Annotated in this window: 17 protein-coding genes; 9 read left to right on the top strand and 8 right to left on the bottom strand. The window is 70.1% G+C overall.

Features of this window, described 5'->3' with window-relative positions; translation table 11 throughout:
* Window positions 1-57: 57 nt before the first annotated feature.
* The 4 genes from GA0116996_RS21700 to GA0116996_RS21685 all read left to right on the top strand — a co-directional run bounded on the left by GA0116996_RS21700 (window position 58) and on the right by GA0116996_RS21685 (window position 4,592).
* The gene (locus GA0116996_RS21700) at window positions 58-1,017 is read left to right on the top strand and encodes an MBL fold metallo-hydrolase (RefSeq protein ID WP_092315721.1); all 960 of its coding nucleotides are present in this window, start codon (window positions 58-60) and stop codon (window positions 1,015-1,017) included.
* A gap of 59 nt (window positions 1,018-1,076) precedes the next feature.
* Window positions 1,077-2,819 (top strand): FAD-dependent oxidoreductase, encoded by a 1,743-nt coding sequence (locus GA0116996_RS21695; RefSeq protein WP_092315719.1) that lies wholly within the window; start codon window positions 1,077-1,079, stop codon window positions 2,817-2,819.
* 36 nt (window positions 2,820-2,855) lie between these two features.
* The gene (locus GA0116996_RS21690) at window positions 2,856-3,080 is read left to right on the top strand and encodes a DUF2783 domain-containing protein (protein ID WP_092315717.1); all 225 of its coding nucleotides are present in this window, start codon (window positions 2,856-2,858) and stop codon (window positions 3,078-3,080) included.
* A gap of 153 nt (window positions 3,081-3,233) precedes the next feature.
* On the top strand, window positions 3,234-4,592 hold the full coding sequence (locus GA0116996_RS21685; protein WP_092315715.1) for an MFS transporter: 1,359 nt from the start codon (window positions 3,234-3,236) through the stop codon (window positions 4,590-4,592).
* A gap of 56 nt (window positions 4,593-4,648) precedes the next feature.
* Here GA0116996_RS21685 and GA0116996_RS21680 read toward each other — a convergent pair whose 3' ends face one another.
* Window positions 4,649-4,957: a hypothetical protein gene (locus GA0116996_RS21680; protein ID WP_010814535.1), complete on the bottom strand. Its 309-nt coding sequence runs from the start codon at window positions 4,955-4,957 to the stop codon at window positions 4,649-4,651.
* Window positions 4,958-5,130: 173 nt separating this feature from the next.
* On the opposite strand from GA0116996_RS21680, the gene GA0116996_RS21675 reads away from it, so the two are divergent.
* On the top strand, window positions 5,131-5,352 hold the full coding sequence (locus tag GA0116996_RS21675; RefSeq protein ID WP_018007233.1) for a DUF2188 domain-containing protein: 222 nt from the start codon (window positions 5,131-5,133) through the stop codon (window positions 5,350-5,352).
* Between the two features lie 59 nt (window positions 5,353-5,411).
* Window positions 5,412-6,797 carry an erythromycin esterase family protein gene (locus GA0116996_RS21670; RefSeq protein ID WP_092315713.1) on the top strand — a complete coding sequence of 462 codons (1,386 nt, stop codon included), beginning with the start codon at window positions 5,412-5,414 and terminating at the stop codon, window positions 6,795-6,797.
* A gap of 34 nt (window positions 6,798-6,831) precedes the next feature.
* Here GA0116996_RS21670 and GA0116996_RS21665 read toward each other — a convergent pair whose 3' ends face one another.
* The 4 genes from GA0116996_RS21665 to GA0116996_RS21650 all read right to left on the bottom strand — a co-directional run bounded on the left by GA0116996_RS21665 (window position 6,832) and on the right by GA0116996_RS21650 (window position 9,300).
* A complete protein-coding gene (locus GA0116996_RS21665; protein ID WP_092315711.1) occupies window positions 6,832-7,149 on the bottom strand; it encodes a hypothetical protein in 318 nt (105 codons plus the stop codon).
* A gap of 84 nt (window positions 7,150-7,233) precedes the next feature.
* Window positions 7,234-7,509, bottom strand: coding sequence for a BON domain-containing protein (locus tag GA0116996_RS21660; protein ID WP_092315709.1), 276 nt, complete (start codon window positions 7,507-7,509; stop codon window positions 7,234-7,236).
* 25 nt (window positions 7,510-7,534) lie between these two features.
* Window positions 7,535-8,092 carry a BON domain-containing protein gene (locus tag GA0116996_RS21655; RefSeq protein WP_092315707.1) on the bottom strand — a complete coding sequence of 186 codons (558 nt, stop codon included), beginning with the start codon at window positions 8,090-8,092 and terminating at the stop codon, window positions 7,535-7,537.
* A 44-nt stretch (window positions 8,093-8,136) separates the two neighbouring features.
* Window positions 8,137-9,300: a flavodoxin family protein gene (locus GA0116996_RS21650; protein ID WP_181487070.1), complete on the bottom strand. Its 1,164-nt coding sequence runs from the start codon at window positions 9,298-9,300 to the stop codon at window positions 8,137-8,139.
* A 273-nt stretch (window positions 9,301-9,573) separates the two neighbouring features.
* On the opposite strand from GA0116996_RS21650, the gene GA0116996_RS21645 reads away from it, so the two are divergent.
* Window positions 9,574-10,152 carry a CinA family protein gene (locus GA0116996_RS21645; protein WP_092315705.1) on the top strand — a complete coding sequence of 193 codons (579 nt, stop codon included), beginning with the start codon at window positions 9,574-9,576 and terminating at the stop codon, window positions 10,150-10,152.
* A gap of 81 nt (window positions 10,153-10,233) precedes the next feature.
* The gene (locus tag GA0116996_RS21640; protein WP_092315703.1) at window positions 10,234-10,590 is read left to right on the top strand and encodes a hypothetical protein; all 357 of its coding nucleotides are present in this window, start codon (window positions 10,234-10,236) and stop codon (window positions 10,588-10,590) included.
* Between the two features lie 103 nt (window positions 10,591-10,693).
* Here GA0116996_RS21640 and GA0116996_RS21635 read toward each other — a convergent pair whose 3' ends face one another.
* The 3 genes from GA0116996_RS21635 to GA0116996_RS21625 all read right to left on the bottom strand — a co-directional run bounded on the left by GA0116996_RS21635 (window position 10,694) and on the right by GA0116996_RS21625 (window position 12,200).
* Window positions 10,694-11,311, bottom strand: a complete 618-nt coding sequence (locus GA0116996_RS21635) for a diguanylate cyclase (RefSeq protein ID WP_092315701.1) — start codon at window positions 11,309-11,311, stop codon at window positions 10,694-10,696.
* 28 nt (window positions 11,312-11,339) lie between these two features.
* A complete protein-coding gene (locus GA0116996_RS21630) occupies window positions 11,340-11,792 on the bottom strand; it encodes a DUF2383 domain-containing protein (RefSeq protein WP_092315699.1) in 453 nt (150 codons plus the stop codon).
* Between the two features lie 108 nt (window positions 11,793-11,900).
* Window positions 11,901-12,200 carry a hypothetical protein gene (locus tag GA0116996_RS21625; protein ID WP_243419738.1) on the bottom strand — a complete coding sequence of 100 codons (300 nt, stop codon included), beginning with the start codon at window positions 12,198-12,200 and terminating at the stop codon, window positions 11,901-11,903.
* Window positions 12,201-12,538: 338 nt separating this feature from the next.
* Between GA0116996_RS21625 and GA0116996_RS21620 the strand changes: the two genes are divergently transcribed.
* Window positions 12,539-15,982 carry an alpha-1,4-glucan--maltose-1-phosphate maltosyltransferase gene (locus tag GA0116996_RS21620; protein ID WP_092315697.1) on the top strand — a complete coding sequence of 1,148 codons (3,444 nt, stop codon included), beginning with the start codon at window positions 12,539-12,541 and terminating at the stop codon, window positions 15,980-15,982.
* Window positions 15,983-15,986 lie beyond the last annotated feature (4 nt).

The raw sequence follows: 15,986 nt of genomic DNA, 5'->3' as shown, positions 1-15,986 counted from the left end.
TCACCGGGATCCCGGGGGCCGTGCCGTCTTGCCCTCCCCACAAAAGGAAAAGACGCCATGTCCAAGGCATTCGCATCGCAGGCTGACCTGGAAGCCAAGCAGATCACCTTTACCCAGCTGTCCGAGAACGCGTGGGCCTATACCGCCGAGGGCGATCCCAACTCCGGCGTGGTGATCGGCGATGACGGCGTGCTGATCGTCGACACCACGGCCACGCCGGCCATGGCGCAGGACCTGATCGCGCGCATCCGCACCATCACCGACAAGCCGATCAAGTACGTGGTGCTGTCGCACTACCACGCCGTGCGCGTGCTGGGCGCGTCGGCGTACTTTGCCGAGGGCGCGCAGCAGATCATCGCCAGCCGCGGCACCTACGAGATGATCGTCGAGCGCGGCGAGGCCGACATGAAGTCCGAGATCGAACGCTTCCCGCGCCTGTTCGCCGGCGTCGAGACCGTGCCCGGCCTGACCTGGCCGACGCTGGTGTTCGAGAAGGAAATCACCTTGTTCCTGGGCCAGCTGGAAGTGCGCATTGCCCACCTGGGCTCGGGCCATACCAAGGGCGACACCGTGGTCTGGCTGCCGCAGCAGAAGGTGCTGTTCTCCGGCGACCTGGTCGAATACGACGCCGCGTGCTACTGCGGCGACGCACAGCTGGCCGAATGGCCGGCCACGCTCGATGCACTGCAGGCGCTCAACCCCGAGAAGCTGGTGCCGGGCCGCGGCCCCGCGCTGACCACGCCCGATGAAGTGAAGAAGGGCATCGCCTACACCAAGGACTTCGTCACCACGCTGTTCACCGCCGGCCAGGAAGCGGTGGCGGAAAAGCTCGACCTGAAGGCCGCGATGGCGCATACGCGCCGCGCCATGGACCCGAAGTTCGGCCACGTCTTCATCTACGAGCACTGCCTGCCCTTCGATGTCTCGCGCGCCTATGACGAGGCCAGCGGCATGCGCCATCCGCGCATCTGGACCGCCCAGCGCGACAAGGAGATGTGGGCCGCGCTGCAGGACTGACGACGGCACCCGAGCAAGCCATCGCATAACAAAGCTTTTCAGGTGGAGGAGACACAAGCATGAGCAGCATCGACTACCAGCGGCTATCGTTCCCATACCAGCCCTGCGCGGAGCAGCAGCGCACCGGCCAATCCGCCGATGCCGCGCCCGCGGCGGTGCATCCGGTGGTGGTGGTCGGGGCCGGCCCGGTGGGGCTGGCCACCGCCATCGACCTGGCGCAACGCGGCGTGCCCGTGGTGCTGGTGGACGACGACTGCACGCTGTCCACGGGTTCCCGCGCGATCTGCTTTTCCAAGCGCACGCTCGATATCTTCGACCGCCTCGGCTGCGGCGAACGCATGGTCGAGAAGGGCGTGCGCTGGCATGTCGGCAGGGTGTTCCTGCGCGACGAGCAGGTCTACAGCTTCGACCTGCTGCCGGAGAGCGGCCACCGCCGCCCGGCCTTCATCAACCTGCAGCAGTACTACCTCGAAGGCTATCTGCTGGAACGCGCGCAGGCGCTGCCCAATATCGAGATTCGCTGGCACAACAAGGTGGTCGGCGTGGAAAGCCGCGGCGGCGCCGACGCCGGCGTGGTGCTGACCGTCGAGACCCCCGACGGCTGCTACCCCCTGGCGGCGCGCTATGTGGTGGCCGCCGACGGCTCGCGCAGCCCGATGCGCAAGCTGCTGGGGCTGGACAGCAAGGGCCGCACCTTCCGCGACCGCTTCCTGATTGCCGACGTCCGGATGGAGGCGGATTTCCCCGCCGAGCGCTGGTTCTGGTTCGATCCGCCCTTCCACCCCCATCAGTCGGTACTGCTGCACCGGCAGCCGGACAACGTCTGGCGCATCGACTTCCAGCTCGGCTGGGACGCCGATCCGGTGCTGGAGAAATCGCCCGAGCGCGTGATCCCGCGGGTGCAGGCGCTGCTGGGCAAGGACGTGAAGTTCGAACTGGAGTGGGTCAGCGTCTACACCTTTTCCTGCCAGCGCATGGACAGCTTCCGCCACGGCAATATCCTGTTCGCCGGCGATGCCGCGCACGGCGTCTCGCCGTTCGGCGCGCGCGGCGCCAACAGCGGTGTCCAGGACGCCGAGAACCTGGCCTGGAAGCTGGCCTACGTGCTGCAGGGCCATGCCTGCGACCGGCTGCTCGACACCTACGCCAGCGAGCGCGAATTCGCCGCCGACGAGAACATCCGCAACTCCACCCGCTCGACCGACTTCATCACGCCCAAGAGCGCCGCCAGCCGCGTGTTCCGCGACGCGGTGCTGGCGCTGTCCAGGCGCCATGCGTTTGCGCGCGGCCTGGTAAACAGCGGCAGGCTGTCGGTGCCGGCGGTGCTGCATGACTCGCCACTGAACACCGAGGACGCCGCCCCGGATGCGGGCGGCAAGCTGGTGCCGGGTGCGGTCTGCTGCGATGCGCCGGTGTCCGCTGTGGACGGCGCGGGCTGGCTGCTGTCGCACCTCGGCGGTGATTTCACCTTGCTGGTGTTCGGCAATCCGGAAGCCATCGAAGCCGGCACGCTGGCCGACCTGGCCGCACTGAAGCAGGCCGGCACGCCACTGCAGCTGGTCTATGTGACCGACGCCGCGCAGCCGCCCATGACCTGCACCCACGCCACCGTGCTGCGCGACGACGAAGGCCTGGCGGCGGCACGCTACGGCGCCACGCCCGGCACCTGCTACCTGGTCCGTCCGGACCAGCATGTGTGCGCGCGCTGGCACCGCGCCGACCCGGCCGCGATCCGCGCCGCGCTGGCGCGCGCCACCGGTGCCGACCTGCGCGCGCCGCAGCCAGGCCGCATGGCCGCCTGATCGCCCCGACGCCAGCCCTGCCCCACGGAGATTGCCATGCCCAACCTGCTCAACACCCAGCCCAACCTGGCGCGGCCCGACGACTTCTACGAAGCGCTGATCGAGATGCACCGCGACCTCGACGAGTCCCAGAGCCAGGCCGCCAACGCGCAGCTGATCCTGCTGCTGGCCAACCATATCGGCGACCACGAGGTGCTGCTGGCGGCGATGGCCGAAGCGCGCGCCGGCGTCGTCGCCAGCCCCGACACGGCGCCGGCCTGACCGGATAGCCAGGCGCAGGCGCGGCCCAGCCCGAGCCTGCGCCACGCGCTGTCCTTCAACACATCCCGGGCCAACGCGCACCAGACGCGGCCCACTGGCGGCAACCGCCCGGCTGCCTGCCGCCGCAGCCACCACCGCACGGAGACAACATCGATGAGCCATCCGGTCTCAGGGGAGCTTTCGTCCCTATCCAGCCTGGCGCCTTCCGCCCCGGCCCCCGCAGCACTCGCCGCGCGCGACGAGGACGCGCTCTACCGCAAGGTCTGGCTGCGCATCATTCCCTTCCTGTTCGTCTGCTACGTGGTGTCGTTCCTGGACCGCATCAACATCGGCTTCGCGCAGCTGCAGATGAAGCAGGACCTGGGCTTCAGCGACGCCATGTACGGCCTTGGCGCCGCGGTGTTCTACGTCGGCTACGTGCTGTGCGAGGTGCCGAGCAACATGCTGCTGGCACGCTTCGGCGCGCGCCGCACCTTTACCCGCATCATGGTGCTGTGGGGCATCGTGTCGGTGGCGATGATGGCGGTGTCGACGCCAGCGCAGTTCTACGCCCTGCGTTTCCTGCTGGGCGTGTTCGAGGCCGGCTTCTTCCCCGGCATCGTGCTGTACCTGACCTACTGGTTCCCGGCGCGCCGGCGTGCCGCGGTCATGGCGATCTTCTTTGCCGGCGTGGCGGTGGCGGGCGTGCTGGGCGGGCTGGTGTCCGGCTGGATCATGCGCGACATGGCGGGCGTGCTGGGCCTGCAGGGCTGGAAGTGGATGTTCGCGATCGAAGGCGCGCCGGCGGTGCTGCTGGGGCTGGCGGCCGCGCGCCTGCTGGTCGACGGGCCGCAGCAGGCCGGCTGGCTGAGCGAGCGCGAACGCGCCCACCTGCTGCGCGACACCGCCGCGCACACGCAGGGCGGCGGCCATTCGCTGCACGCGCTGCGCCAGGTGCTGCGCAACCCGCGCGTGTACCTGTTCGCCTTTATCTATTTTTCGCTGACCTGCGGCTCGCTCGCGCTCAGCTTCTGGATGCCGCTGATGATCCGCGATTTCGGCGTGACCGACGTGATGTCGGTGAGCCTGTATTCGGTGGTGCCCAATGCGGTGGGCGCGGTCGGCCTGATCCTGATTGCGCGGCATTCGGATCGCACCGGCGAGCGCCATCGCCATTTCCTGCTGTGCACGGCGGGCGGCGCGCTGGCACTGGCGGCGCTGACCTTGCCGCTGCCCGGGCTGGGCGCGATGCTGGCCATCCTGTCGGTGGCGGCGGTGCTGATCTTTGCCGCGCTGCCGGTGTTCTGGGCGCTGCCGCCGGGCTACCTGCCGGGCGCCGGCACCGCCGCCGGAATCGCCTTTATCAGCAGCATCGGCATCACCAGCGGCATCGTCAGCCCGTGGGTGATCGGGCAGATCAAGACCCGCACCGGCAGCCTCGACCATGCCCTCTACCTGCTCGCGGCGCTGCTGCTGGCAAGCGGCCTGGCCATGTGGCTGGGCGTGCCGAAACAGCCCGCGCGGCCGGCGTAGGGCCGGTCTCGGGCAACTTCAATTCCGGATGGTCCGCACCCGCGCGGGTGCGGCGTTCAGTGGGATCGGCCGCAGGGAATCACGGAGGCGATTTCCTCGCGCATCACCTCGACCACATCGTCGATTTCCAGCCCCTCGGCGGTGACCAGCACGTCCTGTCCGCGGCCGATCGCGTAGACCACGCCGCGCCAGCGGCCGGGCTCGACGGCCTCGCACAGGCGGATATTGAATTCGGTGTCCTGGTCCTGGCTATACACCGTCACCAGGTCGCCCACCTGGGGAGTGCGCACCGCTTCTCCGTCGAACGCCCGGGCCACCACGGTCACCGGCGACTGCGTCAGCCCCCTGGCAAATCTTGCTCGCATGGTCCGCTCCTCTGATTGCGATCCAAGTCCAGCTTACAAGAGGCCGGATAAATAACCAGGGATTTCCATCGGAAAGTGGAACCGGAAGCGCTTCGCGCCTGTCAGACGCCGCCGGATAGACAGCGCGCGCAGATCGACCACAATAAAAGGACCGATATCCGAGGAGACCCGACATGGGCAGCAACATACACGTCGTTCCGCACGACGAAGGCTGGGACGTCATCCACGAAGGGGCACGCTACGCCGAATCGCACCACGCCACGCAGGAAGAGGCGGTCGCCGCCGGCACCTCGCAGGCCCAGCGCGAGCACGTCGAATTGCTGATCCATGGCCGCGACGGCCAGATCCGCTCGCGCAACAGCTTTGGCCACGATCCCCGCACCATTCACGGCTGACCCGCGCTGCCTGCCGCAACGCTGAGGATGCCGGCACGCTGCCGGCAATCCGCGCAGCCATGCCTCGACACCTTGCCGACCCGCACACCGTGGCCGCCATCGCGGCCGCGACGGTGCCGTGGCCGGCGGTCGACCATGCGGCCGAGAGCCCCTTCACCGGACCCTTCGCCAACGGCGCCGCGGCGCTGGCCGATCGGCTCGGCGGCCACCGCGTGGTGCTGCTGGGCGAGAGCACGCATGGCACCGCCGAGTTCTATCACGCCCGCGCCGCGCTGACCGCGCACCTGGTGGCGCGGCACGGCTTCGGCATCATCGCGGTGGAGGCGGACTGGCCGGACGCCGCCGCGGTCGACCGCCATGTGCGCGGGCGCCCGCCGCGGCCCGCCGAATCCCCTGGCGCCGCCTTTACGCGCTTCCCGGTCTGGATGTGGCGCAACCTCGAGGTGGCGCGCTTTATCCGCTGGCTGCACGCGCACAACGCCGCGCTGGCGCCGGCCCGGCGCGCCGGCTTCTTCGGCCTCGACATCTACAGCCTGGGCGCCTCGATGGCGGCGGTGCTGGCTTACCTGGAAGGCGTCGATCCCCGCGCCGCGCAGGCCGCGCGCGAACGCTATGGCTGCCTGGAACCGTGGCGGCGCGACCCGGCGCGCTACGGCCGCGCCGTGCTGCACGGCACCCATGCCGACTGCGAGGACGCCGTGGTCGAACAGTTGCAGGCCCTGCTCGACAAGCGCCTGGCCTACGCGCGCGACGGACACGAGGACTTCCTGGACGCCGCGCAGAATGCGCGCCTGGTGGCGTCGGCCGAACGCTACTACCGCGTCATGTACCACGGCAGCGACGACAGCTGGAACCTGCGCGACACGCACATGTTCGAGACACTGGAACAGTTGCTGCACGCCCATGGGCCGGCATCGCGCGCGGTGGTGTGGGCGCACAACTCGCATATCGGCGATGCTTCGCAGACCGAGATGGGCACCACCCAGGGCCAGCTGAATATCGGCCAGCTATGCCGCGAGGCATTCGGCGATGCGGCCGCGCTGGTCGGCTTCAGCACCTACGACGGCACCGTCGCGGCGGCAACTTCGTGGGACGGGCCCATGGAAATCAAGCAGGTGCGCCCCGCGCGGGCGGACAGCTACGAGCACCTGTTCCACGCCGCCGGCCATGCGCAGGGCTGGACGGATTTGCGGGGTGGCGGCGTCGGCGACAGCAATGGCAGCGTCGTGCACGCCGAGTTGCGCGAACTGCTGATGCCGGCGCGGCAGGAACGCTTTATCGGCGTGATCTACCGCCCGGAGACTGAACTGCAGAGCCACTACGCGCGCGCCATCCTGCCGCGGCAGTTCGACGTGCTGGCGTGGTTCGACCGCAGCAGCGCGGTCCCGGCGCTGCCGGAGGCGCCGGCGCCGGGCGCGCCTGAGACCTGGCCTTGGGGTCTCTGAGACGCTGGCGCAACCCCGCCGCGCTTTGCCTCGGTTACTTGCGGCTCTTCGGCGCTTTCGGTTCCGAAGCCGGATAGTCGTACCGTTGCGGCGATTGCGGCCCCTCGTTGACGGCGGGGCTGGCCGGCGTGGCAGGCGTTGCCGGCGTGGCACGGGTGCCCGGGCCGCCCGGCGTCGCGGGTGTGGCCGGCGTTGCAGGGGTGGCGCGGCGCGTGTCGCCCTGCCCCGGCATGACGTCCGAGGCCGAGGTGCCTGGCGCGCGCGTGTCGGCGCCAGGACGCGTGGTGGTGGTCTGGGCCCACGCGGGTACGCTGAGCAACGCGGCCAGCGCAAAAATCGCGGTGTATCTCATGACAGTCTCCTTCCTCGTGAACGGCCAGCGCCGTCTGGCAGTGGCCGGAACTGGCTCCGTTGCGAAAGCCATGCCAGCGCACACTCAGCCGCCGGTGCGGTCGGGCGCGACCTCGATGTGATTGACGACGTCGCGCCCGCCGGCATGCTTGCGCACGCAGGCCTCGATCGCGTCGCGGTCAGCGGCGCTGCCGATCGCGCCGCGCAGCGTGATGCGGCCCTGCGCCACGTCCAGCGCAATCTCGCTGACGTCGAGGCCGCTTTCCCATAGGCGCTCGCACAGCGAGGCCTGCAGCGCCGTGTCGGCCGCGCCCACGGCGTTGCCGCGCGGGTTGGCGGTGGTCTTGGTGGGACCGGGCATGGGCATGGTCTCCGCGCCGCCGCCCTCAATACATGCGCATGCCGTGGCCAGGATGGCCTTCGGCCCCGGCCGGCCTTGCCACGTGCAGGTGGTTGACCAGGTCCCTGACGCCGAAGACCTCGTCGGCGATATCCTCGATGCGGTACTTCTGGTGCCGGTCCGGCACGCTGCCCTCCAGCGTCACCACGCCCTGCTCGACCCGCACCTCCACCTCGTTCAGGTCCAGCCGGCCACTGCGCGTCAGTTGCTCGCACAGGTCTTCCAGGATGCGCTCGTCGCTGCGCTGGTAGTTGCGCGGCCCGACCGGCCGCCATGATGGCTCCGTCCCGCCACGGTAGAGATCCATGCGCTCGTTGTAGCCGGTGAACTGGCGGTAGGGATCGGTCCTGCCCCGGGCTTGCGGGACCTGGCCCTCGTGCGGCCGCCATTCCCCGGTACCGCGGCCGCCACCGAATTCGCCGGGGTCGACAGGCTGGTCATAGTCGTACACGCCATAGGCACCCACGTAGTGGCTGCGCATATCGGCCTCGGGCACGGCACTTTCGTGCCATGGAGGGCCGCGCCAGTTGTCTCTGCGATCCATCGTTGCCTCCGTTCTTGCCTCCGTTGTTGCCTCGGTCCGCCGCGCTACTTCAGCCGCGGCGGTACCAGCCCATGGTCCGCGGTGCGCAGCTGGCCATGGCGCAACTGCTCGACCGCGCAAGCGAGCGCACGCGCCACGTTGTCGACTTCGCCCTGCACGCTGGTATCGCGGTCCAGCGCGACGTGGCTGGTGGCATATGGCTCGTAGTAGCCGATATACCGGTCCAGCCGTGCCTGGGCCCCGGCATCGATCAGTCCCATCCAGTCCAGCCAGTCCGACAACGCGCGGCGCACGCCTTCGATGCCGGCGACGTCGCCATGCACCACCAGCCCGTAGGCGCGCCCGGCCAGGTGCTTGGGATAGTCCCAGCCCGACAGCTCGATCGCCTTGGCCCTTGCCACGTCCTTGCCGCGCGTGCTGGTGGGATCCGGGTTGCCGCCATCGGCGCAGACCAGCCGGTCCATCATCAGCTTGAGCGGGCTGCTGACCTGGTACCAGTACACCGGGGTGACGATCAGCACGCCGTGGCAGGCGGCCCAGCGCGGGTAGATCTCGTTCATCCAGTCATTGACCTGGCCCAGCGCATGGTTGGGATAGCAGCTGCACGGCCAGTGGCATAGCGGCATCGCGGTCGATACGCAGCCCTTGCACGGATGGATTTGCAGTTGGGCGTCGGACGTCAGGTGGCTCAGGTCGAGCAGGTCGACCTCGATGCCCTGCGCTTCCAGCCGCTCGCGCGCACGCCCGGCCAGGCGCCAGGATTTCGACATTTCGCCCGGGCAGGTGTAGTCGTTGCGCGCGGCCGCGCACACCAGCAGCACGCGCGAGCGCGTGGCAGGATCGGCCTGGCGCTGCTGGGCCACGCGCACCGCCTCGCTGGCCGCGCGCCATTCGTCGGACAGGTCGTATTCGGGATCGGCATAGCCCGCCCCTGCCTTGTGCGTATGCGGCGCCTTGCGGCTTTGCGCATAGGCGTCCCACGCAATGCGCTCGAGGCGGTCCAGCGCTTCGTCCTCCTGCCGGTAGGCCGGGTCGGTAAAGCGCGCCAGGAAGCGCTGACGAAAGACTTCGCGCGGCAGCGGACTGGTTACCTGGCCCTTGCGCACATCCTCGGGGTTGCCGGCGTGGCGCGGCGCGCGCGGCGCATCGTGTGCCGGTCGATCGGGGGGCGCGGCTGGCATGGGCGGCTTCGGCGGCTGCTCGGGCATGTCGGTCTCCGTACAGGTCATTGCGCACCGGACATGCAAGATGAGCGCCACCGCCGCGCAAGGTGTGCGCCGCGCGCGGCGCGCAGCTTTTACAGGCACGGTCCGGCGCTGCATGTACATTTTTCCCCGCATTTGCACCCGCCGCTGCCGCCAGCGGTCGCGCGCTGTCCCTGCAGCGCCGCGCGTGCGATATCCACGGTGCTGGCACGGAACCTGCCGCCCCTGCGGGAAATCGCTGCGGATACCGCAATGGAGAACATGCGAGTGATTGCGATGAGCCACGGCGGCGCAGGCGGCAGCAATAACGTCGGCATCGCGCGCTATCTGCTGCGCCATGGGCTGCACGTGGTCACGGCGGAATCCTGCACCGCTGGCCTGATCGCCTCGCGCATCGCCGAGGTGCCGGGCTGTGGCGATGTGTTGCGCTGCGCGATCGTGGCCTACTCACCGTCCGCCAAGGAACAGCTGCTGCACGTCCCGGCCGAGACCATCCGGCGCCATGGCCTGACCAGCGAGGCGGTTTCGCTGGCGATGGCGCGCGGCGCCATGCAACTGACCGGCGCGGACCTGGCGATCGCCAACACCGGCGTTGCCGATGGCGGCGGCGACGGCGATATCCCCGCCGGCACGCAATGCTTTGCCTGGGTGTTCCGCCGCCACGGCCATGCCGCGCACGATGTGGTGTCGCACGCGCAAGGCATTGCGATGTTTACCGAGACCCGCCGCTTTGCCGGCGCGCGCAACGCCGTGCGCGAAGCCGCCGCCGACTGGGCGCTGGCACGCATCTGCCATTACCACGAACTGGCGCGCAGCGGGCAAGGCCGCGCGCCGCGCGCATGGACGCGCGCATGAATGGCTGGCGCGCCGAAACGGCATGCCGGCAATCCCGAGGGCCCTGGGCCCGACCGACGTAGTCTTGCAACGGAGACCATCATGAAACGCACTCTCGCTACCACGGCACTGGTCGTCGGCACCGCGCTCTGCCTGCCGGCCTTTGCCCAACAAGCACCGGCGTCGCCGAACGTGCCGAACCCCAGCGCGCCGCCGATCGAAGGTTCCCCTCCGTCCTCGCGCAACCAGCCGGCTGCTACCGACATGGGCTCAGCTTCCGCCCCTGGCGCCAGGGACACCACGAAGGACACCATGAAGAAGTCGAAGTCCAAGTCGGACAAGGCCTCGAACACCGCGCGCAGCAAGAAGCCGCGCGAGCAAGGCGCGCCCGCCGCACCGACCGCCGATGCGCCAAGCGGCCCCAAGGGCGATTCGCCGGATCCGGCGCCGAAGCAGTAAGCGCCCGACCGAGCCTGAAGACGCGGCGCGCCGTGCGCGCCGGCAGGTCCCCTGCAGCGCCCGCGACCGGACGGATGATCGCGTTCGCGGGCGTCGCGGCAGCCTAGCCGCCGCCGCGCATGGCGCGCGTCGCCTGCGCCAGCAGGGCCTCGCGTTCACGCCGGCGCCAGCGCACGCAGCGCCATAGTTCCTCCAGATACGGAAGCCCCGCCAGCAGCACCACCGCCACCAGCAGGCCGGCCAGATACGCCGGCGGCAGCGGCTCGGCCTTCCATCCCAGCGCCATCCGCGCCGGCTCGGTGCCGCGCCCGGACAAGGCGAGAAACTGGTCCCAGTGCAACACCACCACATATGACGCCGCGGCCAGCGGCAGCACTTCCAGCAGGCTGTGCATGTGCTGCTCGACCGGTGCGATATGGCGGCGCTTGCTGGCGTAGTGCACATCCCACCATGCGGTGATCTCGTGGATGACCAGCGCCGCCAGCACCACCGCGATCACCAGCGCGTTGACCTCCAGGAACAGCACCAGCAGCAGCGGCAGGCCCACCTCGGCCAGCATCAGCATGTGCAGCAGCGACTCGGTCACGCCGGCGTTGCGTTCGATCTGCGTGGCCCGGTGACACAGCCAGTCGCCCACGCCCGCCAGCAGCCACAGCGGCACCAGCCCGTACATCAGCACGAGCCGGGCGGCATGTTCGAAGGCATGGAGGTCGGCCGGCATGGCAGGACTAGGTTCCGATGCACGCCGGCTACGGCCGCTCTTGCGGCGCGCGGTACTGCTGCCGCAGCACCCGGAACAGTTCGTGGTTCAACTGCACGCCGCGATACTGCCTGCGCACCACGGCGCGCAGGCGCGAGCCCAGCACATGCGTGCGCAGCGCCCGCGCATAGCGCCGCTGCACGGCGTGCTCGCGCTTGCTGATGGCCTGCACGATGGATCGGTCGGAACTGTGCTTGCCGATGCCCGGGGGCACCGGGGCCGGGCCAGGGGCAGGTTGCGGCAAGGCCTCCGGCACCTCACCCAGTTCGAGCAGGCAAGCCTGCAGTTCATGCGCGGCCTGCGCGAACGCATTGGCGCGGCTGGTCAGCACCGACTTGAGATGCGGATTGGCGGCCGCGCTGGCAGCGCGGCGGCAGCCCAGCTCGCCCTCTCGCGAGGCCGCGATCAGCGCGTTGAGCAACAGGATTTTTTTCTTCGCCATGGCACACCTGCCCTGGTCCGCGGGCGGACCGTGAAGTCACCGATCGGAGCCGGCGCCTGCCGGCGGTTGCGCGTTGGCGCCGGACATGCGGCGCATGCCGGACTGGTCTCAGGATAGCGGCTGGCCCGGCCTGGCGCCAGTTGCGGCGAAGGCGTGCCGCGCGGCGGCCCGCCACGCCTTGCGCGCCTCGCGCATGCCGCGCAGGTTCATGACGATCAGCGCCAGTTGCAGCACGATCAGCGCATGGGCGTCGCCGTGCCAGCCCCATGCAATCCAGAGCACGTTGCTGGCCAGGAACACCCAGAAGCCGGCGCGCCGCCGCGAAATCGAGCGCGAGCCGACCAGCCAGGTCGCCAGTACCGTCACCACCATTGCCGGCCATTGCGCCGCCTCCAGCCACTGATCCATGGGTCCCCTTAGATGGCTTGCCAACGTGCCGGCCATGGCACGCATGGGCTCACAGGGGCAAGAACCATACCGGCGAATGCACCGGCCGGCAGCGCGCGCGGCCTTGCGCGAATATTTCCATCAACGCGGCGGCCACCAGTACTTTTTACAAGCCGTTGCCGAATCGGCACATGCGCCGCGGCGCCGCACGCCCTTGCGGTGCCTCGGTGAACGGGCCCGTCGCCGCGCGCGGGCGCGCTGGCACGCACTTCGCATGGCTGAGCCATCCCGGCGGCTGGCCGCAAGGCGCCGCTCCGGGTTTTTTGTTGCTCCGCCGGAGCGAAACACCGGGAGGACATGTGCGGATCTGCCAGATCGACCTGACCGGAACGCCCGAAGCCGATCAACATGCGCTGCAGCGCGTGGCGGCACTGGGGTTCGACCACGTATTGATCGGCGGCTGGCCGCACCTGCCTGAGGACGACACGCTCGCGGCGTGCGCCCGGCATGGACTGGCCCCCCTGCTCGATATTTCACTGGACCGCTATATGGCGGATGGCGCCGCCGGGACCGACGACCTTCCCGATGCCGCCTGGATCGACACCGCGGCGCCCGCCTTCGCGCCGCATGAGACTGACAACCACATCCCCGGCACGCGCCTGCGCTGGCATGACCGCCAGATTGCCGAGGCGCTGGTGCAATGGTGGGCGGCGCGGCTGCGCCTGGCGTGGGCCGCCGGCGCCGCCGGCTTCTGCTGCCGCGCGCCGGCACGCGTGCCCGGTGAGTCCTGGGCCGCCCTGCTGGCAACCTTGCGCGGCGATGCGGTGCCGGAAACGGCGCGCGGCACGCCGCGCTTCCTCGCGTGGACCCCGGGGCTGACGCCGGCACAGCTCGACGAGCTGGCGCCCGCCGGCTTCGACGGCGCCTTCTGCTCGCTGCCGTGGTGGGACTACCGCAGCGCCTGGCTGACCGAGGAAATGGCGCGGCTGCGCCGCCTCGGCCGGGTGCTCGCGGCGCCGGCGCTGGCGCCGGCGCGCCATGACGCGCTCAGCGCGCGGCGCGCGCTGTGGACCGCCGCGGCGATCGGCGACGGCATCCTGGTGCCGGCGGGTTTCGAGACCGGCGGCGCGCAGGCGCGCGATCCGCTGGCGCCGGACGGCCACGCGCACGACGGCGTGCCCTACGACATCACCCATGAAGTGCTCGAGGCCAATACCTGGCTGGCCGCGCGCGACCCCGCGCCGGCGCTGGCGGTGCGCCTGCTGAGCGGCCCCGACGCGCCGCTGACCGTGCTGGCGCGCCTGCCCGCCCCCAACGGCCATGGCAACGGGACCGATGCCGCGCCGCGCCGCGAGGATCCGGCCGTGCCCGATGCCGGTCCCGCGCTGGCGGTGGTGCTCAATCCCGATCCGATGGAGCCGGCCAGCCTCGGCGCCGACCGCGTGCTCAGCGCCATGCCGCATGCCAGCGCCCGCCTGGAGCCGGCCGCGGGCGGCCCGGGCGGCACCCTCGACGGCACCAGCCGGCTCGATGCGCTGTCCAGCATCACGCTGGCGCCGGCCGATATCCGCCTGTATGAAGTGCCGCCGGTGCCGCTGACCCGGCCCGGCATGCCGCGGCCCGACGCGACCGCGCCGCACGGCCACGAAACCCTGGCGGTCACCGGCTTGGGCAGCGTGGTGGCCGCCATGGAGGCGCCGCGCATCGCCATCGAACAGGTCGAGCCCGCCTGCGACGCCGGCCGCTTCGCCGTGCGCCGCGTGGTGGGCGAGCGCGTCGCCGTCAGCGCCGATATCTGGATGGATGGCCACGACAAGCTGGCCGCGGCGGTGCTGTGGCGCGCGCCGGGCGAAAGCGACTGGCGCGAGACGCCGATGCAGCCCGGCATCAACGACCGCTGGGAAGGCAGCTTCCCGCTGGTGGCGCTGGGCCGGCATGAATTCACGGTCGAGGCCTGGCGCGACACCTACGCCAGCTGGCTCGACGAGATCGGCAAGAAGCGCGCGGCGGGACTCAACGTCGCGCTCGAGACCGAGGAAGGCGCGCGGCTGGTGGCCGATGCGCTGCTGCGGCCGGCGGGAAATGGAAAAGCGGGCAACGGCAAGGCGGGCAACGGCAAAAAGTCCGGCAGGAAGGACAGCCAGAAGACCGCCATCGACAGCGAACTGTCCGCCATCGTCGATGAGCTGACCGCCGCCGCCGGCGATGACGAACGCCGCCTGCAGCTGCTGCTGTCCGAGCGCACCGCCGCGGCCATGCAGGCCGTGATGCAGACCCCGGCCGGACGCCCGTTCGCGTCGCGCCATCCGGTCGCGATGCCGGTCGAGGCCGACCGGCTGGCCGCGCGCTACGCCAGCTGGTATGAGCTGTTTCCGCGCTCGCAAAGCAACGACGCGCAGCGCCATGGCACCTTCGACGACGTCATCGCGCGCCTGCCCGCGATCCGCGCGATGGGCTTCGACGTGCTGTACTTCCCGCCGATCCACCCGATCGGCCGCACCCATCGCAAGGGCCGCAACAACAGCCTGCGCAGCGAGCCGGGCGACCCGGGCAGCCCCTATGCCATCGGCGGCGACGAAGGCGGCCACGATGCGCTGCATCCCGAGCTGGGGACGTTCGAGGACTTCAGCCGCCTGATCGACGCCGCCGCGGCCAACGGCCTGGAACTGGCGCTGGACTTCGCGATCCAGTGCTCGCCCGACCATCCGTGGCTGAAGCACCATCCGGAGTGGTTCGCGCACCGGCCCGACGGCTCGCTGCGCTACGCCGAGAACCCGCCGAAGAAATACGAGGACATCGTCAACGTCGATTTCTACGCCGCGCCGCCGGCCGGTGCCGCGCTGTGGCAGGCGCTGCGCGACGTGGTGATGTTCTGGGCCGACCACGGCATCCGCATCTTCCGCGTCGACAACCCGCACACCAAGCCGCTGCCGTTCTGGGAATGGATGATCGCCGACGTGCGCGCGCGCCACCCCGACACCATCTTCCTGGCCGAGGCGTTTACCCGGCCCAAGATGATGGCGCGCCTGGCCAAGCTGGGCTTCAGCCAGTCGTACACCTACTTCACCTGGCGCAACGCCAAGTGGGAGCTGACCGAGTACCTGACCGAGCTGACGCAGAGCCCGCTGCGCGATTTCTTCCGGCCGCACTTCTTCGTCAATACCCCCGACATCAACCCCTACTTCCTGCATCACGGCGGCCGCCCCGCATTCCTGATCCGCGCGGCGCTGGCGACGCTGCTGTCCGGGCTGTGGGGCATGTACAGCGGCTTCGAGCTGTGCGAGAGCGCGCCGTTCGTGCTCGACGGCAAGGTGCGCGAGGAGTACCTGGACTCCGAGAAATACCAGCTGCGCGTGCGCGACTGGCAGCAGCCCGGAAATATCGTTGCCGAGATCTCGCGGCTCAACGAGATCCGTGCCGGGCACCCCGCGCTGCAGAACCACCTGGGGCTGCGCTTCTACCAGGCCGGCAGCGACGCGGTGCTGTGGTTCGCGCGCTTCGTGCCTGGCACCGACTACCTGTTCGGCGACGACGTGCTGCTGGTGGCGATCAACCTCGATCCGCGCACCGCGCACGATGCCGATATCGAAATCCCGCTGTGGGAATGGGGCCTGCCCGACCAGGCCGGCCTGGCGGTGCAGGACCTGATGCGCGGCCAGCGCTTCGAGCTGCGCGGCAAGCACCAGCGCATCCGGCTCGACCCCGCGCAGCTGCCGTTCGCGGTCTGGCATGTGCAGCCGCTGGAACGTCCCGCCCCCCGCCCACCTGCTGCGCCGGTCTCGACCGACCCGCACGGCGCCTGACAGG

The sequence above is a fragment of the Cupriavidus alkaliphilus genome, assembly GCF_900094595.1.
GTDB lineage: Bacteria > Pseudomonadota > Gammaproteobacteria > Burkholderiales > Burkholderiaceae > Cupriavidus > Cupriavidus alkaliphilus.
The sequence above is the reverse complement of the archived record's forward strand: the minus strand, read 5'-3'. Positions and strand labels throughout refer to the sequence as shown.